The following is a 15,554-nucleotide window of genomic DNA, read 5'->3' on the forward strand; positions in this document are numbered from 1 at the left end:
CGGGCATGACACCGCATACCCTCACCGGCCTGCTGGAGTCGGCCGCCTCCAGCGCCGGCACCGTGCGCTTCCTCGGTCTGCCCTCGGGGCCGCCGGTCCGGCAGATGCCGTTCGCGGATCTGTGGCGGCGCGCCGAGGCCGCCGCCGCACGATTCCGGGATCTGGGGGCCGGTCCGGGGGAACCCGTCGGGCTGCTGATGGAGGCCGCACCGAACTGTCTCAGCACGCTGCTGGGAGCCTGGCGGGCGGGACTGACCGCGGTCTCGCTGCCCCGGCCGGGCCGTGGGGTCACCGCCGCGGAGCACCGGTCGGCCCTGGCGGACATCTGCCGGCGGATGGAGATCGACGTACTCGCCGTGCCCGGCGCATCCCTAGGCCTGGTCTCGGGGTTGGCCGGGCGGGTCGTCGACGTCGCCTCGTGTGCGGACCATGGCCGACGGTGGGAGGCGACCGGTGCGGGCGGCCTGGTGCAGTTCTCCTCCGGCAGTACCGGCACCGTCAAGGGCGTGCGGCTGGCCTCCGAGGCGATCGGCGCGAACGTGCTGGCGCTGCTGGACCGGCTGGGCGGTGCCGCGGAGGGGATGGTGTGCTGTTCGTGGTGTCCGCTCTCGCATGACATGGGGCTCGTCGCCGCCACCTTGGCCACGTTGGCGGGGATGGGACAGCCCTGTGCCGCCCGGGAGTTGACCCTGATGCCGCCGCACTGGTTCCTGCGCAGCTGGTTGCCGGCCTGCGCCGACCGGTCGGCCACGGTCACCTGGACGCCGGACTTCGCGCTGGAGTTGGCGGCGCGGTCCATGGGCGCGGGCGGCGGCCCCGGCGGCGATCTGCGGGCGCTGCGGGCCGTGGTCGTCGGCGCGGAACCGGTGCGCGGGGAGAGCCTGCGCCGCTTCGCCGCCGCGATGGCACCGTACGGTTTCGACGCGACCGCGCTGTGTCCGGGCTACGGCATGGCCGAGGCGTCGGTCGCGGTGAGTCTGGTGGCACCTCATCAGCACTGGACATCGGTGCAGGTCGAGCCGGCCGCGCTCGGGGAGCTGCGCTGGGAGCCGGTGCGGAACGGGATCGAGCTGGTCTCCTGCGGCCCTCCGGTGGCCGGCGTCCAGGCGCGGGTGGCGGGCGAGGTGGGCCGGATCGAGCTGCGCGGCGACTGTCTGATGACCGGGTACGCCGGCGATGTGGAGCCGGTGTGGGCCGACGGCTGGCTGGTCACCGACGACCTGGCGGCCGTGCGGGACGGCGAGCTGTACCTCGTGGGGCGGGCCGACGACGTGATCCTCACGCTGGGCCGCACGCTTTACCCCGCCGATCTGGAGGCGACCGTGAGCGGGGTCCTGGCACTTGGGACGGGTCACTGCGCGGCGGTGGCGGACGGCGCCGGCGGCTATGTCTTCATCGCCGAGCGGCGGCGCAACACGGCCGCCTCGAACGGCAGTTGGGCGGAGGCGTGCCGGCTGGCCAGGCGGGGGCTGGTCGAACGGCACGGCGTCGGCCCGTCGGCGGGCATCGTCGTGGCGTCCGGTGCCCTGCCGCGCACGTCGAGCGGGAAGCTCCGGCGACAACGCCTGCACGAGCTGTACGTCCAGGGCCTGTTGCCGGTGGAGACCGCCGTCCGTTTCGGCCCTTCCAGGGATGAAGGGATGAGGGGGTGAGGTCGGTGGGGTACGACTGCCGGTACGTCATGCCGTGTGACACGAGTCTGTTCACCCCGCACCAGCTCCAGCCGGTCATGGCGGGCCGCATCGCCAACACGGCGGTCGCCCGCTGGCTCTGTGAGCATCTGGTCAGCTACCGAAGGCTGCTGGCCGAGTACCGCACCGGTCTGGTCGTCTGGTCGGTGCACCTCCGCTACGAACGTCCGCTGCGCTTCGAGGACGCCGATGAGCTGCGGGTCGAGGTCGAGGGGCGGGTGCGGTACGGCGGCCGGCAGGTGGAGTGGGTGATCTGCATCGGCGCGCGCATCCCCCAGGCCCCGGCCGTGGCGGTGCGGGTGTGCCTGGTGACGGTCCCCGTCCGGCTGGACGGGGACGCCGCGCTGTCCGCACGGCCGGCGCTGCTCGGGCCCGAGCTCCTGCGCCGGTTCCCCGGTGACGAGCCCGTCGGCACTCCGTATCTCTCCCCGGTGCCCGCGCTCCGCCGGGATCTGGAGGGTGCGGAGGCTCCCCTGGCCCGGTCCGCGGCGCCGTTCGTGATCCACCGGGCGGCCTGCGAGGTGGCCGACCAATGGGCCTGGACCGAGCTGGTCGCCCTGGCCGCGGCCGGGCGGGAGCGGCTGATCCTCGACCACGCGGAGCACATCCCGCAGGTGCGCGCGGGGCTGCGGGATCCGCTGCGCGTCGTGGACGCCCAACTCGCCAGTCCCTGCTGTCTGCTGGACGCGGGCGAGGTGGTCAGCAGCGCCTGGCACCGGAGCCGCCGGGTGGCCTTCACCCATGTGGTGCGGTCCCGGGGAAGCGACCATGCGGTGGTGGTGGAGCGATGGTGAGCCGTGCCGTGTATCGCTCGTCGACGGCTCTGGAAGCCGCCCTGGGCGACCCGTTCGACCCCGCAGCCCCGGTCCCGTACCGCAGGGTGGTCGCGCTGGACGAGCGGGAGCAGCGCCCGGAGGAGGCGTTCGAGGCGGCCGGGCGGTGGGGCTTCGCCCGCCATCTGATCCCGCAGGGCGACGGCGGGCGGCTGGCCTGTTTCGAGGAACTGCTGGGTCTGCTACGGGTGTTGGCCCGTCGCGACCCCGTTCTGGCCGTGGGCCACGGCGCGTCCCTCTTCGCCGCCCTGCCGGTCTGGATGTGGGGGAACGCGGCACAGCGCGCTCTGGTGGCCGAGCGGCTGGCCGCCGGCGAGTTCGGGGCCGTCGCGATCAGCGAGGCCGGGGCCGGAAGCGATCTGTTCGCGACGACGACGGCGGCGACCCGCACACCGGCGGGCTTTCGGCTGAACGGCGAGAAATGGCTGATCAGCAACGCGACCCGGGGGACGTTCTGCACGGTACTGGCCCGCAGCGGCCGGCACCTGGGGCTGTTCCTCGTGGACAAGCGCGCCCTCCCGGCGGACCGCTTCCGGCATCTGCCGAAGGTCCCGACGCTCGGCCTGCGTGGCAACGACCTGAGCGGAATCGCCTTCGACGGCTGCGAGATCCCCGCCGGTGCGCAGGTGGGCGAGGCGGGCCGCGGGGTGGAGATGCTGCTGTCCGCTTCCTCCTACGTACGCGTGCTGGCCTGCGGAATCGCCCTGGGCGCCGCCGACGGGGCGGTGCGCATCGCGGTCGCCTGGGCACGCGAGCGCAGACTGTACGGCCGGGAACTGCTGGCGTTGCCGGCCGTACGGGAACGGCTGTCGGCGGCCTGCACGGACCTTCTGACGGCGGAGTGCGTCGCAATCTCGGCCGCCCGCGCGCTGACGTTCGGCGCGGACCGGGCCCGTCTGTGGTCCTCGGTCGCCAAGTACGTGGTGCCGCTGCTGTGCGAACGGGCGGTACGGAATGCGGCGCGGGTGCTGGGCGCCCGGTTCTATCTGCGGGAGGGGGCGGCCTCGGGCATGCTCCAGAAGTTTGCGCGCGATCTCGCCGCGACCGGCATCGTGGACGGGACCTCCATGGTGCAGCTGCACCTCATCGCCTCCGCGCTCAGAAGCGTGACCGCCCCGCACCCGGGGAACCGGGGCACCGCCCTGAACCTGGAGGGCCTGTTCTCGCCGGCCACACCGGCACCTTTGTGGCACCCCCGGCGCACCGGGCCGGCGCTGGGCCCGGTCGTGCGGGACGAGATCACCCAGGAGTGGCACGGCCCCTGCCTCGACGGCCGGTTCGCGCTCCTCGATGCCGAACGGACCGGCCTCATCCGCCACATCCGCGTGCTGACCTGGACCGACGGCCCACCCCGTGCCGCCTTCGCGCTGGCCCGCCGGCACTGCCTGCTGCACGCGGCCGCCGCCTGCGGGCACACGTGGGTGCACCACCGCCGGCTCCTGGACCCCGAACTGGCCGCCCCCCACTGGCCGGCCGCGTGCTGGGACCGGCTGCTGGCGATGCTCGGTCGCACTCCCCCGGGGCCCTCCGCCGCCGCGTGCGAGGAGGACCTCGTCAACTGGCTCGTGCGCACCTGCGACGAGCGCCGCTGGCCCTCGCTGATTCCCCCGCAACCACCAGCGAGCAAGGGATGACTCCATGGACAGAGCAACGGCCGCGGCGGCACTGCGGTCCGGTGACGCGGACCGCTCCGCCCACGCCGCCGCCTACCTGCGCGCACTGCTCGCGGGCTGCCTCGGCACCACACCCGACCACGTCACGCTCGAACGGCCCCTGGAGGCGCAGGGCTTCGATTCCGTGACCGTCGCCGGTATCTCGGTGCTCATCGAGGAGGACCTGGGAGTCCGCGTGCCGATCGCCGAACTCGCCAGGACCGGCCTGGGGGAACTCGCCCGTCGCCTGGCATCCGCCACCCGCACGGATGAGGGGGAGGCCGGCGCCGATGGCCCTGTGGACCGCTCACGATGACCTGGCGGCCCTGGTGCGCGAGCGCTGGGGTGCGCTGCTGGCCAGGGTGAACGCCGATGTGTCCGAGCGGTACGCGGCCGGTGAACCGCTGCCCCGGTGGTTCGCGAAGGCCGCGGCCGACTCCGGCCTGACCTCGTTCGCGGTGCCGCGCGAAGCCGGCGGGCAGGGCGCCGGACCCCGCGCGTGGGGGAGGGTCCTGGAGGAGATCGGCTATCTGTGCGAGGACGATGCGGTGCCGTACACGGTGAGCATGCAGGCGGGCATCGCGACGGCGCTGTGGGAAGCGGACCGCCGCGCGCCGGCCCGGCGGTATGTGCCGCCGATCGTCGAGGGGACCTCGCTGGCGGCCCTGGCGTACTCCGAGGACGCGGACCCGTTCGCGCCGTCCACGCTGCTGCACCACACCGGCGACGGCTTTCTGCTCACCGGGCACAAGACCCATGTCAGCGGCGCCGCGCTGGCCGACGTCTTCCTCACCTACGCCCGCGACGACAACGGCGACATGGTGGCCCTGATCGTGGAGCGCGACGACCCCGGGGTGCGGCTGGGGCCCACCGCGTCCGTGGGGCACCGCACCAACGGCCCCCGCACGCTGACTTTTCGCGACACCCCCGTCCCGGCCGACCGGATCGTGGCCGCGCGGGACGGACTGGGCCATGCGCAGTGCTTCCTCAACGCGCGGCGCCTGGTGGCCGCGTGCGGGCCGCTGGGCCGGGCCCGCGCACTCCTGGAACGGTGCGCGCGCCGCACGGCCAGCACCACCCGCTACGGACGCCCGCTGTCCGAACTACCCAACGTACAAGGCGCGTTGGGGCGGATGTACATCGCGCTGGAGGCCGCGCAGGCGATGCTCCACCGCGCCTTCGACCGCGCCGAAAGCGGCCGGTGCGATCCCCTCTTCGACCCCGTCGTCACGGCCGCGAAGCACTTCGTCGTCGAGCAACTCCGTTTCGTCACCGACCAGTCCTTCCGGGTGCTCGGCGGCCATTCCTGCTACGGGGATCCGCGCTACGGCAGGGCGCTGCGCGACGTCACCGACCTGATCGTGGCCGCCGGAGCGCAGGACACCTTGGAAGTGCTGCTGGGGACGGTGGCGGTATCGGCCTGCCACACCTCTTCGCGAAAGGACGACCCGTCATGAAGCTGCACTTCACCGGCACCTTGCAGCGTTTCGTCGACTTCGACCCCGTGCTCACCCTCCCCGCCGGGACCCTCGCCGAGACGCTGCGCCGGGCGGAGGAACGCTATCCGCGGCTGCGGCCGGTACTGCGCGACAACGGCGGACGGCTGCGCCGGACGCACCGGGTCGTGCTCAACGGCGAACTGCTGGCTTCGCCGGACGACGACCTGATGCTCCGGGACGGCGACACGGTGGAGATCCTCACCGCCATCGCCGGAGGCTGAACCGCACCCCTCCCCGGAGCCCTCGGCCTCAACCGAGGCGGCGGGCCGCCGCGGAAATGGTCCGCGCGGTCCGGTGCACCTGATCGATCATCGCCGTCACCCCGAGGGCCGCGGCGCCCGCGGCGATCTCCACCGCGGCGACCACCCGGCCCGTGCGGCCGACCACCGGAGCGGCCGCGCAGATCACACCGGGCTGGCACGCGGCGGCCAGGACGGCGACCCGGCGGCGCCGGATATCGGCCAGACACCGCTCCAGCCCCGCATGCGGCGCGGCCCCGGCGCCGTCGGGCCGTACGGTCCGGGAGAAAGCCAGCAGCACACGACCGGCAGCCGTGAGCCGCGCCGGCAGCCGCTCGGCGTCGACGAGACCGTCGTCCGCCCGGCCGGGCCCGTAGATCCGCTCCAGGAACACCACCTCGTCGCCCACGAGAATGCACAGACTGACCATCTGGTGCGTCTGCTCGTACAGCTCGACCAGATGCGGCAGGAAGCACCGCCGCGGCAGCGCGAAGGGATCCCGGCCGGGCGCGGGGGCCCGCAGCGGGGGCGCGGCCGGTCCGAGCGCATAACCGGCGTCGCCCCGGCGCACGAGGCCGATGCCGCACAACGCGGCCAGCAGTCGGTGAACCGTGGTCTTGGGCAGACCGGTCCGGCAGGTCAGCTCCGCAAGCGACATCGGCATGCGCGCCTGCGCCAGTTCGGCCACGATCACGCCGACTCGGTGCACCACACCGGTGGCCTCGGCAGCGCCGACCGCCAGTACAGGCCGACATCCGACGTCATCCGTCCCCTCCGTCGTACCCATGCCAACTGCCCCATCCGTCTCTCCTGGCGGCACGCGAATTACGCACCCGCTGCGGGGTCAGGGCGTGCGTATCGCCGCGGAGGGGAGGAGCGGCGCGGAGGCCGGGCTGGAGGGGGAGTAGGCGGGGGCAGGCGTACCGACGGACGCTGCGATGTTCATGTGCGTTCCCCCATCGACCTGCGGGAACCGGACCGACCGAGTCCAGTCGACTCCCGCCCCCGGCCCGGAGACAACCCCCGGGCCGCGGCGCACAGAGGCACGCGGCGCGACCGGGGCGCGCGCAGACACAAAGGGACCTACGAGGTGGGCTCCCTTCGCCGGCATTGTCCGGATCAGGTGCTAGGGGTCGCCGTCCGGTCTTCCGACCTTTCAGCCTCTCAGCCCGACCCTTGCTCGCGTCCCGACGAGTCACAATCCCTCGCCAAGAACGCTGCGGTCGAACTCCCTCGCTCGCCCCGTAGGCCGCTTATCAGGATACTCCGGACAAAAAGGCATGCCAAGAGGCTGGCTGCGAAGCGTTCGGTCCTGCACTTCGATCATGCACTTCGGTCATACACCCCGGTCATGCGCGGGGCGCGTGCGCGGCGGGGAGCCGCTCCGTGCCGCCGGCGGCGCCGAAGGGGAGGAAGACGGTGCGGGTGGCGAGGAGCCAGGTGCCGTCGACCCTGCGGAAGGTGTCCTCGTAGTGGCCGACGTTGGTCGGGATGCGGGGCTCGACCATTCCGCCGCTGTAGCCGTCGACCCGGTACGTCGTCAGGTAGGAGAGGGCGCGGGCCTCCGTCGCGGACTCCACGGTGACCAGGATGTTCGTCATCAGACGGCGCGAGAGCCGGTCCGCCGGGCGGGAGGCGAAGTAGGTGTGCAGGGCCTCCCGGCCCGCGATACGGCGGTCGCCGTGCGGCCAGTGCCAGATGCCGTCGTGCGTGAACAGCTCCGCCACCGAGCCCGGTTCGCCGAGGTCGAGACGGTGCACGAAGTCCACGATGATCCGCTCACAGGCGCGTTCCGCGAGCATCCGGTCGAGGGGGGTGAGGATCTTGTCGTCCATACCCCTTTCTATCAACTTTTTCTCTCAACTCGGCCGGAACACCGCCCCGTTGGCCGCAGCGGCAATCATCAGCCCGGCGGTTGCGCGGGAAGGCTCACCACGAACTGCGTACGCCCGGGGCGGCTCGTCACGGTGACCGTGCCGCCGTGGGCGGTGGCCACGGCCTGCACGATGGCGAGCCCCAGGCCGGTGCTGCCCGCGGCGCGGGAGCGGCTGTGGTCCGCGCGTACGAAGCGGCCGAAGATCTCGGGTTGGATGTCGGCCGGGATTCCCGGGCCGTTGTCCGCGACGGTCAGCCGGGTGCCGCGCTCGTCGGCCGCCAGTTCCACACTGACCGTCGTCCCCGCCGGTGTATGCGTACGGGCGTTGACCAGCAGGTTTCCGATCACCTGATGCAGTCGGTGCGCGTCGCCGGTGACGGTCACCACCGTCTCGGGAAGATCCAGCAGCCACCGGTGATCGGGGCCGGCCGCCCGCGCATCGTCCGTCGCATCGAGCACCAGGCGGGTCAGATCCACCGGCTGGTGTTCGAGGGCGCGGCCCGCGTCGAGCCGGGCGAGCAGCAGCAGATCGTTCACCAGGCTGCTCATCCGTTCCGACTCGGCCCCGATACGCTCCAGGGCGCGCCGGACCTCGCCGGGCACCGGCCCCTTGTGCCGGAGGGCGAGTTCCGCATGGCCGCGGACGTTGGCCACCGGGGTGCGCAGTTCATGGCTGGCGTCGGCGGCGAAGTGCCGTAGCCGCTCCTCGCTCGCATGGCGGCGCTCCAGGGCGTTGCCGACGTGGCCGAGCATACGGTTGAGGGCGGTGCCCACCTGCCCGACCTCGGTGCGCGGATCGGTCACCGGTACCGGCGCCGGCATCTCCACCTCGCCGCTGGCCAGCGGCAGTTCGGCCACGCTCGCGGCGGTGGTGGTGACGCGCCGCAGCGGTCGCAGCGACAGCCGTACCCACAGCGCGCCCATGACGCCGGCGACCAGGAGCGCGCCGCCGAAGACCGCGGCCTCCACCGCTTCCAGGCGGTGCACCGTCTCCTCCACCGGATGCAGCGGCAGGCCGGTGATCAGGACATCGCCGTCGTCGCCGGGCACGGCGGTGACGCGGTAGCGCCCGAGTGCGGACAGCCGGACGCCGTGGCCGGTGCCGTCGGCGGGGAGGGCCGCCAGCGCCCGGCGGTCACCGTCGGTGAGCGGCACCCTCGTGTCCGCCGCCGCACGCACCACCGCCGCCTGGGTGGCGGTGCCGCGCAGCAGCCGGGCGCCGAACGTGCCCTCGGACTGGCCCCGGGTGTCGGGCCGGTTGTCCGCATCGGGCCGCTTCTCGTGCTCCAGACTCGTCGCGAACCGCCCGGCGGAGGCGGAGAGCTGCTGGTCCACGCGGCGGACCAGGAATCCCTGGAGCGCGAGGACCGTGGTCACCCCGACGGCGAGGCAGACGAGCGCCAGCAGCGCGACCAGCCCCGCGGTGAGCTGGCTGCGCAGCGTGCGCGGCGGCCGGATCATGACGACTCCGGTGTCCGGATCATGACGACTCCGGTTTGAGGACGTATCCGACCCCGCGGACGGTATGGATCATCGGGGTCCGTCCGGCGTCGATCTTCTTGCGCAGATAGCTGATGTAGAGCTCGACGACATGGGAGCGGCCACCGAAGTCGTAGGACCAGACCCGGTCGAGGATCTGCGCCTTGGACAGCACCCGCCGCGGATTGCGCATCAGGAATCTCAGCAGCTCGAACTCGGTACGCGACAGCTCGACGAGCTCATCGCCGCGGATGACCTCCCGGGCCTCCTCGTCCATCACCAGGTCGCCGACGACCAGCCGGTCCCCGTCCGGCTCCCGGGCCATGCCGGCCCGGCGCAGCAGTCCGCGCAGCCGCGCCAGCACCTCTTCCAGGCTGAACGGCTTGGTCACATAGTCGTCGCCCCCGGCGGTGATGCCTGCGATCCGGTCCTCGACGGAGTCACGGGCGGTCAGGAAGAGGACACAGACCGTCTCCAGCTCTTGGCGCAGCAGGTGCAGCACTCGCAGGCCGTCCAGGTCGGGCAGCATCCAGTCCAGGACGACGGCGTGCGGGCGGAAGGTACGGGCGAGGGTGAGCGCCCCGGCTCCGTCGGCCGCGCTGCGGACCTGCCAGCCCTCGCTCGACAGGGCGCCGCAGAGCACTTCGGTGAGGTCCGGCTCGTCGTCGACGACCAGGACGCGTACCGGTGAACCGTCGGCGCTGCGCAGGTGGGCGGGGGTGCGATGGGGGTGCATGGTCGCTCCAGCATGCCTCGCGGGACGGCGTGGCGGGGCCCGGGCGGCTCTGAATCTCCTGTGAATCGCCTCTCAGCGATCCGCTCAGAGATTCCTGAGAGGTTGCGCTGCGACGCTCGCGCCATGAGCACGCTTTCGCACCCCCGCCGCGATGCCGTCCGCCGCGGCGCGCCCCGCCGGCCGCCGCACCTGGCGCCGCTGCTCGTCCTGGGTGCCGTCTGGGCGGGCGCCGCCGGTGTGCTCGCCCTGTGGTGGACGGGTACGGCGTCGGTGGTGGGGCCGGCGGACTGGCTGACCGGCGCCGGCCGGATCACCGGTCTGCTCGCCGGCTACGCCTGTGCGGTGCTGGTCGCCCTCATGGCACGGGTTCCGCTGCTGGACCACACCCTCGGCACCGACCGGCTGGCGCGCTGGCATGCGCACGGCGGCCGCTACACGCTCTCCCTGGCTCTCGTCCACACCCTGCTGATCATCTGGGGGTACACGCTCACCTCCCACAGCGGCGTGGTCGACGAGACCACCACGCTCGTCCTGGACTTTCCGGACATGCTCAAGGCGACCGCGGGTTTTCTGCTGCTGGTCGCCACCGGCATCGTCTCGGCACGGGCCGCCCGCCGCCGGATGAGCTACGAAACCTGGCACTACCTCCACTTCGCCACGTATCTCGCCGTCTTCCTCACCTTCGGGCACCAGCTCTCCAACGGCGCCGACTTCGTGGGCCGGCGGCCCGCCCAGCTCGCCTGGTACGCCCTGTACGGGGCGGTGGCGGCGCTGATCCTCTGGTACCGCTTCGTGGTTCCCGTACGCCGGGCCCTGCGCCACCGGCTCCGCGTCGCCGACGTCCGCCCGGAGGCGCCGGGTGTGGTGTCGGTCCATCTCACCGGTGAGCGGCTGACCGAACTGGGCGCCCGGCCGGGCCAGTTCTTCCGCTGGCGCTTCCTGGCACCCGGCCTGCGGTGGACCGCCAGCCCCTACTCGCTGTCCGCGCCGCCGCTCCCCCACGAGCTGCGCATCACGGTCAAGGCGGCCGGCGGGCACAGCGCGGCGCTGGCCCGGCTGCGGCCCGGAACCCGGGTGTGGGCCGAGGGCCCGTACGGCGCCTTCACGGCGAAGCGCCGCAGCCCGGAAAAGGTGCTGCTGCTGGCGGGCGGCGTGGGCATCACCCCGCTGCGCGCGCTCTTCGAAACCCTGCCCGGCGAGGTCACGCTCCTGTACCGGGCGCGGCGCCCCGAGGACCTGGCGCTGCGCGGCGAGCTCGATGCGATTGCCGCCGCCCGGGGCGCGGTCGTCCACTACTCCGTCAGCGAACCGGCCGCCTACTCCACGCCGTTGACGGCCCGCGCCCTGAGCCGCCTGGTACCGGATCTCGCCGCCCACGAGGTGTATCTGTGCGGCCCGCCCGGTATGACCGAGGCCGCGCGGCGTGCCCTGCGCGGCGCCGGTGTGCCGCGGCGCCATATCCACCACGAGTCGTTCGAGTTCTGAGGAGTCCCCCGCGTGCGCCGAGTCGTTGTGACCGCAGCGTCGACCAGCACCCTGGTCGTCCTGCTGCTCGCCCTCAAACCGCACCACACCGCGGGCCCGGTCGGCGCCGCGGGGCCCCCGGGCGTCGCGCCCGCCCCGACGCCCACCGGGCATCCGCACAAGGGCACCCACCCGGCCGGCGGCACGTTCACCGGCGCCCCGATCCGCACCACCTACGGCACCGTGCAGGTCGCGGCCACCGTCAAGGCGGGGACGCTGACCGCGGTCAAGGTGCTCCGCGCTCCGTCCGGGAACGGCCGGGACCGGGAGATCGCCGGTTACGCCCTACCGCGTCTGACGCAGGAGGCGCTGAGCGTGCACAGCGCCCATATCGACGCGGTGTCCGGCGCCAGCTATACGAGCGCGGGCTATATCCGGTCCCTGCAAAGCGCCCTGGACCGGGCCGGTGTCTGAGGACCGGTGCGGTCTGCGCCATGTCGAGCACGCGATGGGCACGGTGTTCTCGTTCGACATCCGCGACTCCCGCACCGCCGCCATCGAGGCCGCCCTGAGCGACGCCGTCGCCTGGCTCCATCATGTCGACGCGGTCTTCTCCACCTACCGCAGCGACAGCGCCATCAGCCGACTGGGGCGCGGCGAGATCGCACTCGACGCCTGCTCGTCCGAGGTACGTGAGGTCCTGGACCGGTGCGCACGGGCAACGCGCGCCACCGACGGATGGTTCAGCCCCACACCCGGCGGCGCCCTGGATCCCTCCGGTCTGGTGAAGGGATGGGCCATCGAACGCGCCTGGCAGATGCTGCGCGCGGCGGGGGCGCGCCACTTCTGTGTCAACGGCGGCGGCGATCTCCAGTTCAGCGGGGAGTCCGCGCCCGGCACACCGTGGCGCATCGGTATCGCCCACCCGCTGCGCCCCGGCGAGCTGTACGCCGTCGTCACCGGCAACGACCTGGCCGTCGCCACCTCGGGCACCGCCGAACGCGGCGCCCACATCCTCAACCCCCACACCGGAGCTCCGGCCGCGGGACTGGCCTCCGTCACGGTGGTCGGCAGCCGGCTGACCCCGACCGACGTCTTTGCCACGGCGGCCTTCGCCATGGGCGAGCGGGCGCGGGACTGGCTCGAACACCTCGACGGCTACGAGGGCTTCGCCGTCCTGCCCGACGGCCGGTCGTGGCGCACGCGGGGCTTTCCGGGGCGGTTCACCGACACATAGCCCCGCCGTGTTCACTCCTCGACGAGGGTCGCGAACCCCGCGCACAGCAGGCGGACGCTCCGTTGGAACGTCTCGTCCCGGCTCAGCCGCGGCATCCGCTCGATGAGCAGCGGAAAGCGCGTGCGCAGATCGGCGTAGACCTCGGCGGTGACGGGCGGCGTCGGGGAGGTGTCGCGTTCCTGGAGGACGAATCCGGTGACATGGCTGAGCAGGGTGTCGGCCGCGACGATGCAGTGCGCGGCGGGCACACCCGCGTCCAGGAGGGTCTGGAGCAGACGCTCCATCAGGGACAGCGCGCCGGAGCTCAGCATTCCGGGGCTGTCCGCCAACAGCACGGCGCCGCCCGGGTGTTGCCGGATGCTGTGGCGCAGCGCCGTGGCCTGGGCGGCGATCTCGTCGTGCCAGGTCGCCTCGGGCGGCAGGGCGGCGAGGGCGGCGGTACCGGCGTCGTACGCCCGCCGGCAGACGCGGTCGGCCATCAGCGCGAGCAGTTCGTCCTTGCCGCGTACGTGGTAGTAGAGGCTGCCCGCGTGCGCGCCGAGTCGTTCGGCGACCCGGCGCATGGACAGGCCGTGGTAGCCGACCTCGGCGAACGTGGCCATACCGGCGTCGACGATCCGCTCCTTGGTGAGCTTCATGCGCTCCACCGTACAACGAGATTCAAACGCCGTTTGAAATTTTTCAAACGCCGTTCGAAGCACGTGCTAGCCTCACCGCATCGATTTCGAACAGTGTTTGAAAGGGGGCGGACATGGGGGGACTGCTGTTCAACGCGACCACGGCCGCACTGATGGTGATGATGATCAACTGTGGGCTCGGAGTGATCGGGCGTGACACCTTGCGCGCACGCCCCGTCCCGTGGGCCGCGGTCGGCCTGACGGCGCTGGCGGTGGGCGGCGTCGTGCTCCAGCTGTGCTGGTCGGGCGCGATGGCCGCGCTCGACGACGATCCCGCCAAAACCGGCTGGTGGCGGGTGTTCACCTCGGTCTTCCTGCAGAACGGCGGCATCGGGGGCGCGGCCTGGAACATCGCCACCCTCGCCGCCGTGGCCGCCCTCGCGCAGTGGTTCTGGGGCGGCCCGCTGACCGTCTTCTTCTTCCTCGCCGGCATCCTCCTGCCGGAGCGGATCGACGCCCTGCTCGGCCTGGGCGGCGGCTCCAGCACCGACCCCCGGAACTTCGCGGGCAGTTCCGGCGCCACCTACTTCCTCGGCGCCACCCTGGCCCTGGCCCTCCTGACCCGCACCCGGGTCACCAAGCAGCGGGTCCTCGCGGTGGCCGTTCCGGCGCTCGGCCTGCTGATGTGGTGTGCCCAGGAGAACGGCCACGGCCTGGTGAGCGTGTACGGATGCGCGCTCGGCGCCCTGGCCTGGACGGTGCGCCGCCGGCTGCCGCGCCCGGCCGACGAGCCCGCGGTCTGAGCCTGCGCGGACAGCCGCTCCACGACTGGCAGCCGTGATCCGGCCCGAGGATGCTTGAGCGTGTGGCACACGCGACAGAGCGGGAGCGGGCACGTGAGAGCACCGAGGGTGGGGCGCACCACCGTCGGACGCTGGTGTCTGCGCCACCTCCAGCTGCTGCCCGTCGCCATCCTCGTCGTCGGTGCCCTGATCGACTACAACACTCCCCCGCATTTCAGTGCGGAGGCGTTCTACACGGCCGCGCCGATGACCGCCGCCGCGCTGCTGTCGTTGCGCGCGACGATCCTGGCGGGTCTCGGCGCCTGTGCCGCCGACGTCGCGCTCCTCGCCCACTTCGGCTTCATCGGGGAGGCCGGTGGGCTGAGTGAGCTGGCGGCGGTCATGACCGTCTCGGCCTTCGCCATCGTGGTCAACCGCCTCATGTACTACAGCAACGTGCGGCTCCGGTCCGCCCGCAGAATCGCCCTCGCCGTGCAGCGCGCCGTACTGCCGCAGCTGCCGACCTCGATCGGTCCCCTGCGGATCGCGGTGCGCTACCGGGCCGCGGCGAAGGACGCACAGATCGGCGGCGACCTGTACAGCGCGCAGGACACTCCGTACGGCGTGCGCTGTCTGGTCGGCGATGTGCGAGGCAAGGGCATGGACGCGGTCAGGGTGGTGGCCGTGGCCATGGGGGTGTTCCGGGAAGCCGCCGAGGAGGAACCCACGCTCGTCGGGATCGCCGCCAGGCTGGAGCGGGCGCTGCTGCGGGAGAGAGCGCGGCGCACGGGACCCGAGCGGACGGAGGGGTTCGTCACCGGCATTCTCGTCGAGATTCCGCACCGCGGCGAGGAACTGCGGCTGGTCAACCGCGGCCACCCGGCGCCGCTGCTGCTGCACGCCGGCCGGGTGCACAGCGCGGAACCGTCCGAACCGGCCCTCCCCCTGGGCCTGGCGGAACTGGGCGCCGACCAGGACCGGGCCGAGACGGTGCCCTTCCCCCTGGGATCGACCCTCCTCCTGTACACCGACGGCCTGAACGAGGCACGCAACCGCGCCGGGCGCTTCTACGACCCCGCGGCCCGGCTGGCCGGACGCGACTTCCCCGGACCCGACGAGCTGCTCGACACCCTCCTCACCGAGGTCAGCCACCACACCGGCGGGCGCATCACCGACGACCTGGCACTGCTCGCGGTCACCCACGGCAGCGGGTGACCGCGGAACGCCGAGGGCCCGTGCAAGGGGTCGGGGCGCCGGACTTTGTATCCGGTGGGTATCAGGGAGCGCTTCGTCGTCCATCGAATCGGGCGCCGGGCCACGGCGAAGGGCGGCCCGGCACGGTGTCTCCCGTATCGTTTTTCGGGTCGTCGGCCGCGCCTGCCCGGTGAGTGCAGCCGGGACCGCCGTCTCCCCCGACCCGCCCGAACAGGAGTCATCCGCCCGTGTCCT

Annotated in this window: 16 protein-coding genes; 11 read left to right on the top strand and 5 right to left on the bottom strand. The window is 72.8% G+C overall.

All coding sequences use genetic code 11. From position 1 onward, the window contains the following. Positions 1–5 precede the first annotated feature (5 nt). Genes B1H19_RS06055 through B1H19_RS06075 form a run of 6 tightly spaced genes read left to right on the top strand, consistent with a single transcriptional unit; the run spans position 6 to position 5,896 of the window. Positions 6–1,652, top strand: a complete 1,647-nt coding sequence (locus B1H19_RS06055) for an AMP-binding protein (protein WP_159028012.1) — start codon at positions 6–8, stop codon at positions 1,650–1,652. Further along, a complete protein-coding gene (locus tag B1H19_RS40430; protein ID WP_159028013.1) occupies positions 1,649–2,485 on the top strand; it encodes an acyl-CoA thioesterase in 837 nt (278 codons plus the stop codon). The genes B1H19_RS06055 and B1H19_RS40430 overlap by 4 nt, the downstream gene beginning before the upstream one ends. Beyond that, positions 2,479–4,158, top strand: a complete 1,680-nt coding sequence (locus B1H19_RS06060) for an acyl-CoA dehydrogenase family protein (protein ID WP_159028014.1) — start codon at positions 2,479–2,481, stop codon at positions 4,156–4,158. Before B1H19_RS40430 ends, B1H19_RS06060 begins: the two co-directional genes overlap by 7 nt. 4 nt (positions 4,159–4,162) lie before the next feature. Continuing rightward, a complete protein-coding gene (locus B1H19_RS06065; RefSeq protein WP_083103585.1) occupies positions 4,163–4,492 on the top strand; it encodes an acyl carrier protein in 330 nt (109 codons plus the stop codon). Beyond that, the gene (locus B1H19_RS06070; protein WP_159028015.1) at positions 4,467–5,633 is read left to right on the top strand and encodes an acyl-CoA dehydrogenase family protein; all 1,167 of its coding nucleotides are present in this window, start codon (positions 4,467–4,469) and stop codon (positions 5,631–5,633) included. Before B1H19_RS06065 ends, B1H19_RS06070 begins: the two co-directional genes overlap by 26 nt. Next, positions 5,630–5,896 carry a MoaD/ThiS family protein gene (locus B1H19_RS06075; RefSeq protein WP_083103587.1) on the top strand — a complete coding sequence of 89 codons (267 nt, stop codon included), beginning with the start codon at positions 5,630–5,632 and terminating at the stop codon, positions 5,894–5,896. Before B1H19_RS06070 ends, B1H19_RS06075 begins: the two co-directional genes overlap by 4 nt. 28 nt (positions 5,897–5,924) lie before the next feature. Here B1H19_RS06075 and B1H19_RS06080 read toward each other — a convergent pair whose 3' ends face one another. From B1H19_RS06080 to B1H19_RS06095, 4 genes are all read right to left on the bottom strand, one after another. Continuing rightward, the gene (locus B1H19_RS06080; RefSeq protein ID WP_083103588.1) at positions 5,925–6,701 is read right to left on the bottom strand and encodes an IclR family transcriptional regulator; all 777 of its coding nucleotides are present in this window, start codon (positions 6,699–6,701) and stop codon (positions 5,925–5,927) included. Between the two features lie 562 nt (positions 6,702–7,263). Continuing rightward, on the bottom strand, positions 7,264–7,749 hold the full coding sequence (locus B1H19_RS06085; protein ID WP_083103589.1) for a nuclear transport factor 2 family protein: 486 nt from the start codon (positions 7,747–7,749) through the stop codon (positions 7,264–7,266). 68 nt (positions 7,750–7,817) lie between these two features. Then, positions 7,818–9,251 (bottom strand): sensor histidine kinase, encoded by a 1,434-nt coding sequence (locus B1H19_RS06090; protein WP_083103590.1) that lies wholly within the window; start codon positions 9,249–9,251, stop codon positions 7,818–7,820. Positions 9,252–9,270: 19 nt separating this feature from the next. Next, complete coding sequence (locus B1H19_RS06095) at positions 9,271–10,005, bottom strand: response regulator transcription factor (RefSeq protein ID WP_083103591.1); 735 nt, start codon at positions 10,003–10,005, stop codon at positions 9,271–9,273. 123 nt (positions 10,006–10,128) lie between these two features. On the opposite strand from B1H19_RS06095, the gene B1H19_RS06100 reads away from it, so the two are divergent. The 3 genes from B1H19_RS06100 to B1H19_RS06110 are packed head-to-tail and all read left to right on the top strand — an operon-like array spanning position 10,129 to position 12,706. Next, on the top strand, positions 10,129–11,490 hold the full coding sequence (locus tag B1H19_RS06100; RefSeq protein ID WP_083103592.1) for a ferredoxin reductase family protein: 1,362 nt from the start codon (positions 10,129–10,131) through the stop codon (positions 11,488–11,490). A 12-nt stretch (positions 11,491–11,502) separates the two neighbouring features. Beyond that, complete coding sequence (locus B1H19_RS06105) at positions 11,503–11,943, top strand: FMN-binding protein (RefSeq protein ID WP_083103593.1); 441 nt, start codon at positions 11,503–11,505, stop codon at positions 11,941–11,943. After that, complete coding sequence (locus B1H19_RS06110) at positions 11,936–12,706, top strand: FAD:protein FMN transferase (protein ID WP_083103594.1); 771 nt, start codon at positions 11,936–11,938, stop codon at positions 12,704–12,706. Before B1H19_RS06105 ends, B1H19_RS06110 begins: the two co-directional genes overlap by 8 nt. Before the next feature lie 11 nt (positions 12,707–12,717). Here the strand turns inward: B1H19_RS06110 and B1H19_RS06115 are convergent, their stop codons facing one another. Beyond that, complete coding sequence (locus tag B1H19_RS06115; RefSeq protein WP_083103595.1) at positions 12,718–13,344, bottom strand: TetR/AcrR family transcriptional regulator; 627 nt, start codon at positions 13,342–13,344, stop codon at positions 12,718–12,720. A gap of 113 nt (positions 13,345–13,457) precedes the next feature. Between B1H19_RS06115 and B1H19_RS06120 the strand changes: the two genes are divergently transcribed. Together B1H19_RS06120 and B1H19_RS06125 are read left to right on the top strand one after the other, a co-directional pair. Then, positions 13,458–14,126, top strand: coding sequence for a hypothetical protein (locus B1H19_RS06120; RefSeq protein WP_203237112.1), 669 nt, complete (start codon positions 13,458–13,460; stop codon positions 14,124–14,126). Between the two features lie 93 nt (positions 14,127–14,219). Continuing rightward, the gene (locus B1H19_RS06125) at positions 14,220–15,320 is read left to right on the top strand and encodes a PP2C family protein-serine/threonine phosphatase (RefSeq protein ID WP_083103596.1); all 1,101 of its coding nucleotides are present in this window, start codon (positions 14,220–14,222) and stop codon (positions 15,318–15,320) included. Positions 15,321–15,554: the final 234 nt, after the last annotated feature.

It is taken from the genome of Streptomyces gilvosporeus (genome assembly GCF_002082195.1).
Taxonomy (GTDB): domain Bacteria; phylum Actinomycetota; class Actinomycetes; order Streptomycetales; family Streptomycetaceae; genus Streptomyces; species Streptomyces gilvosporeus.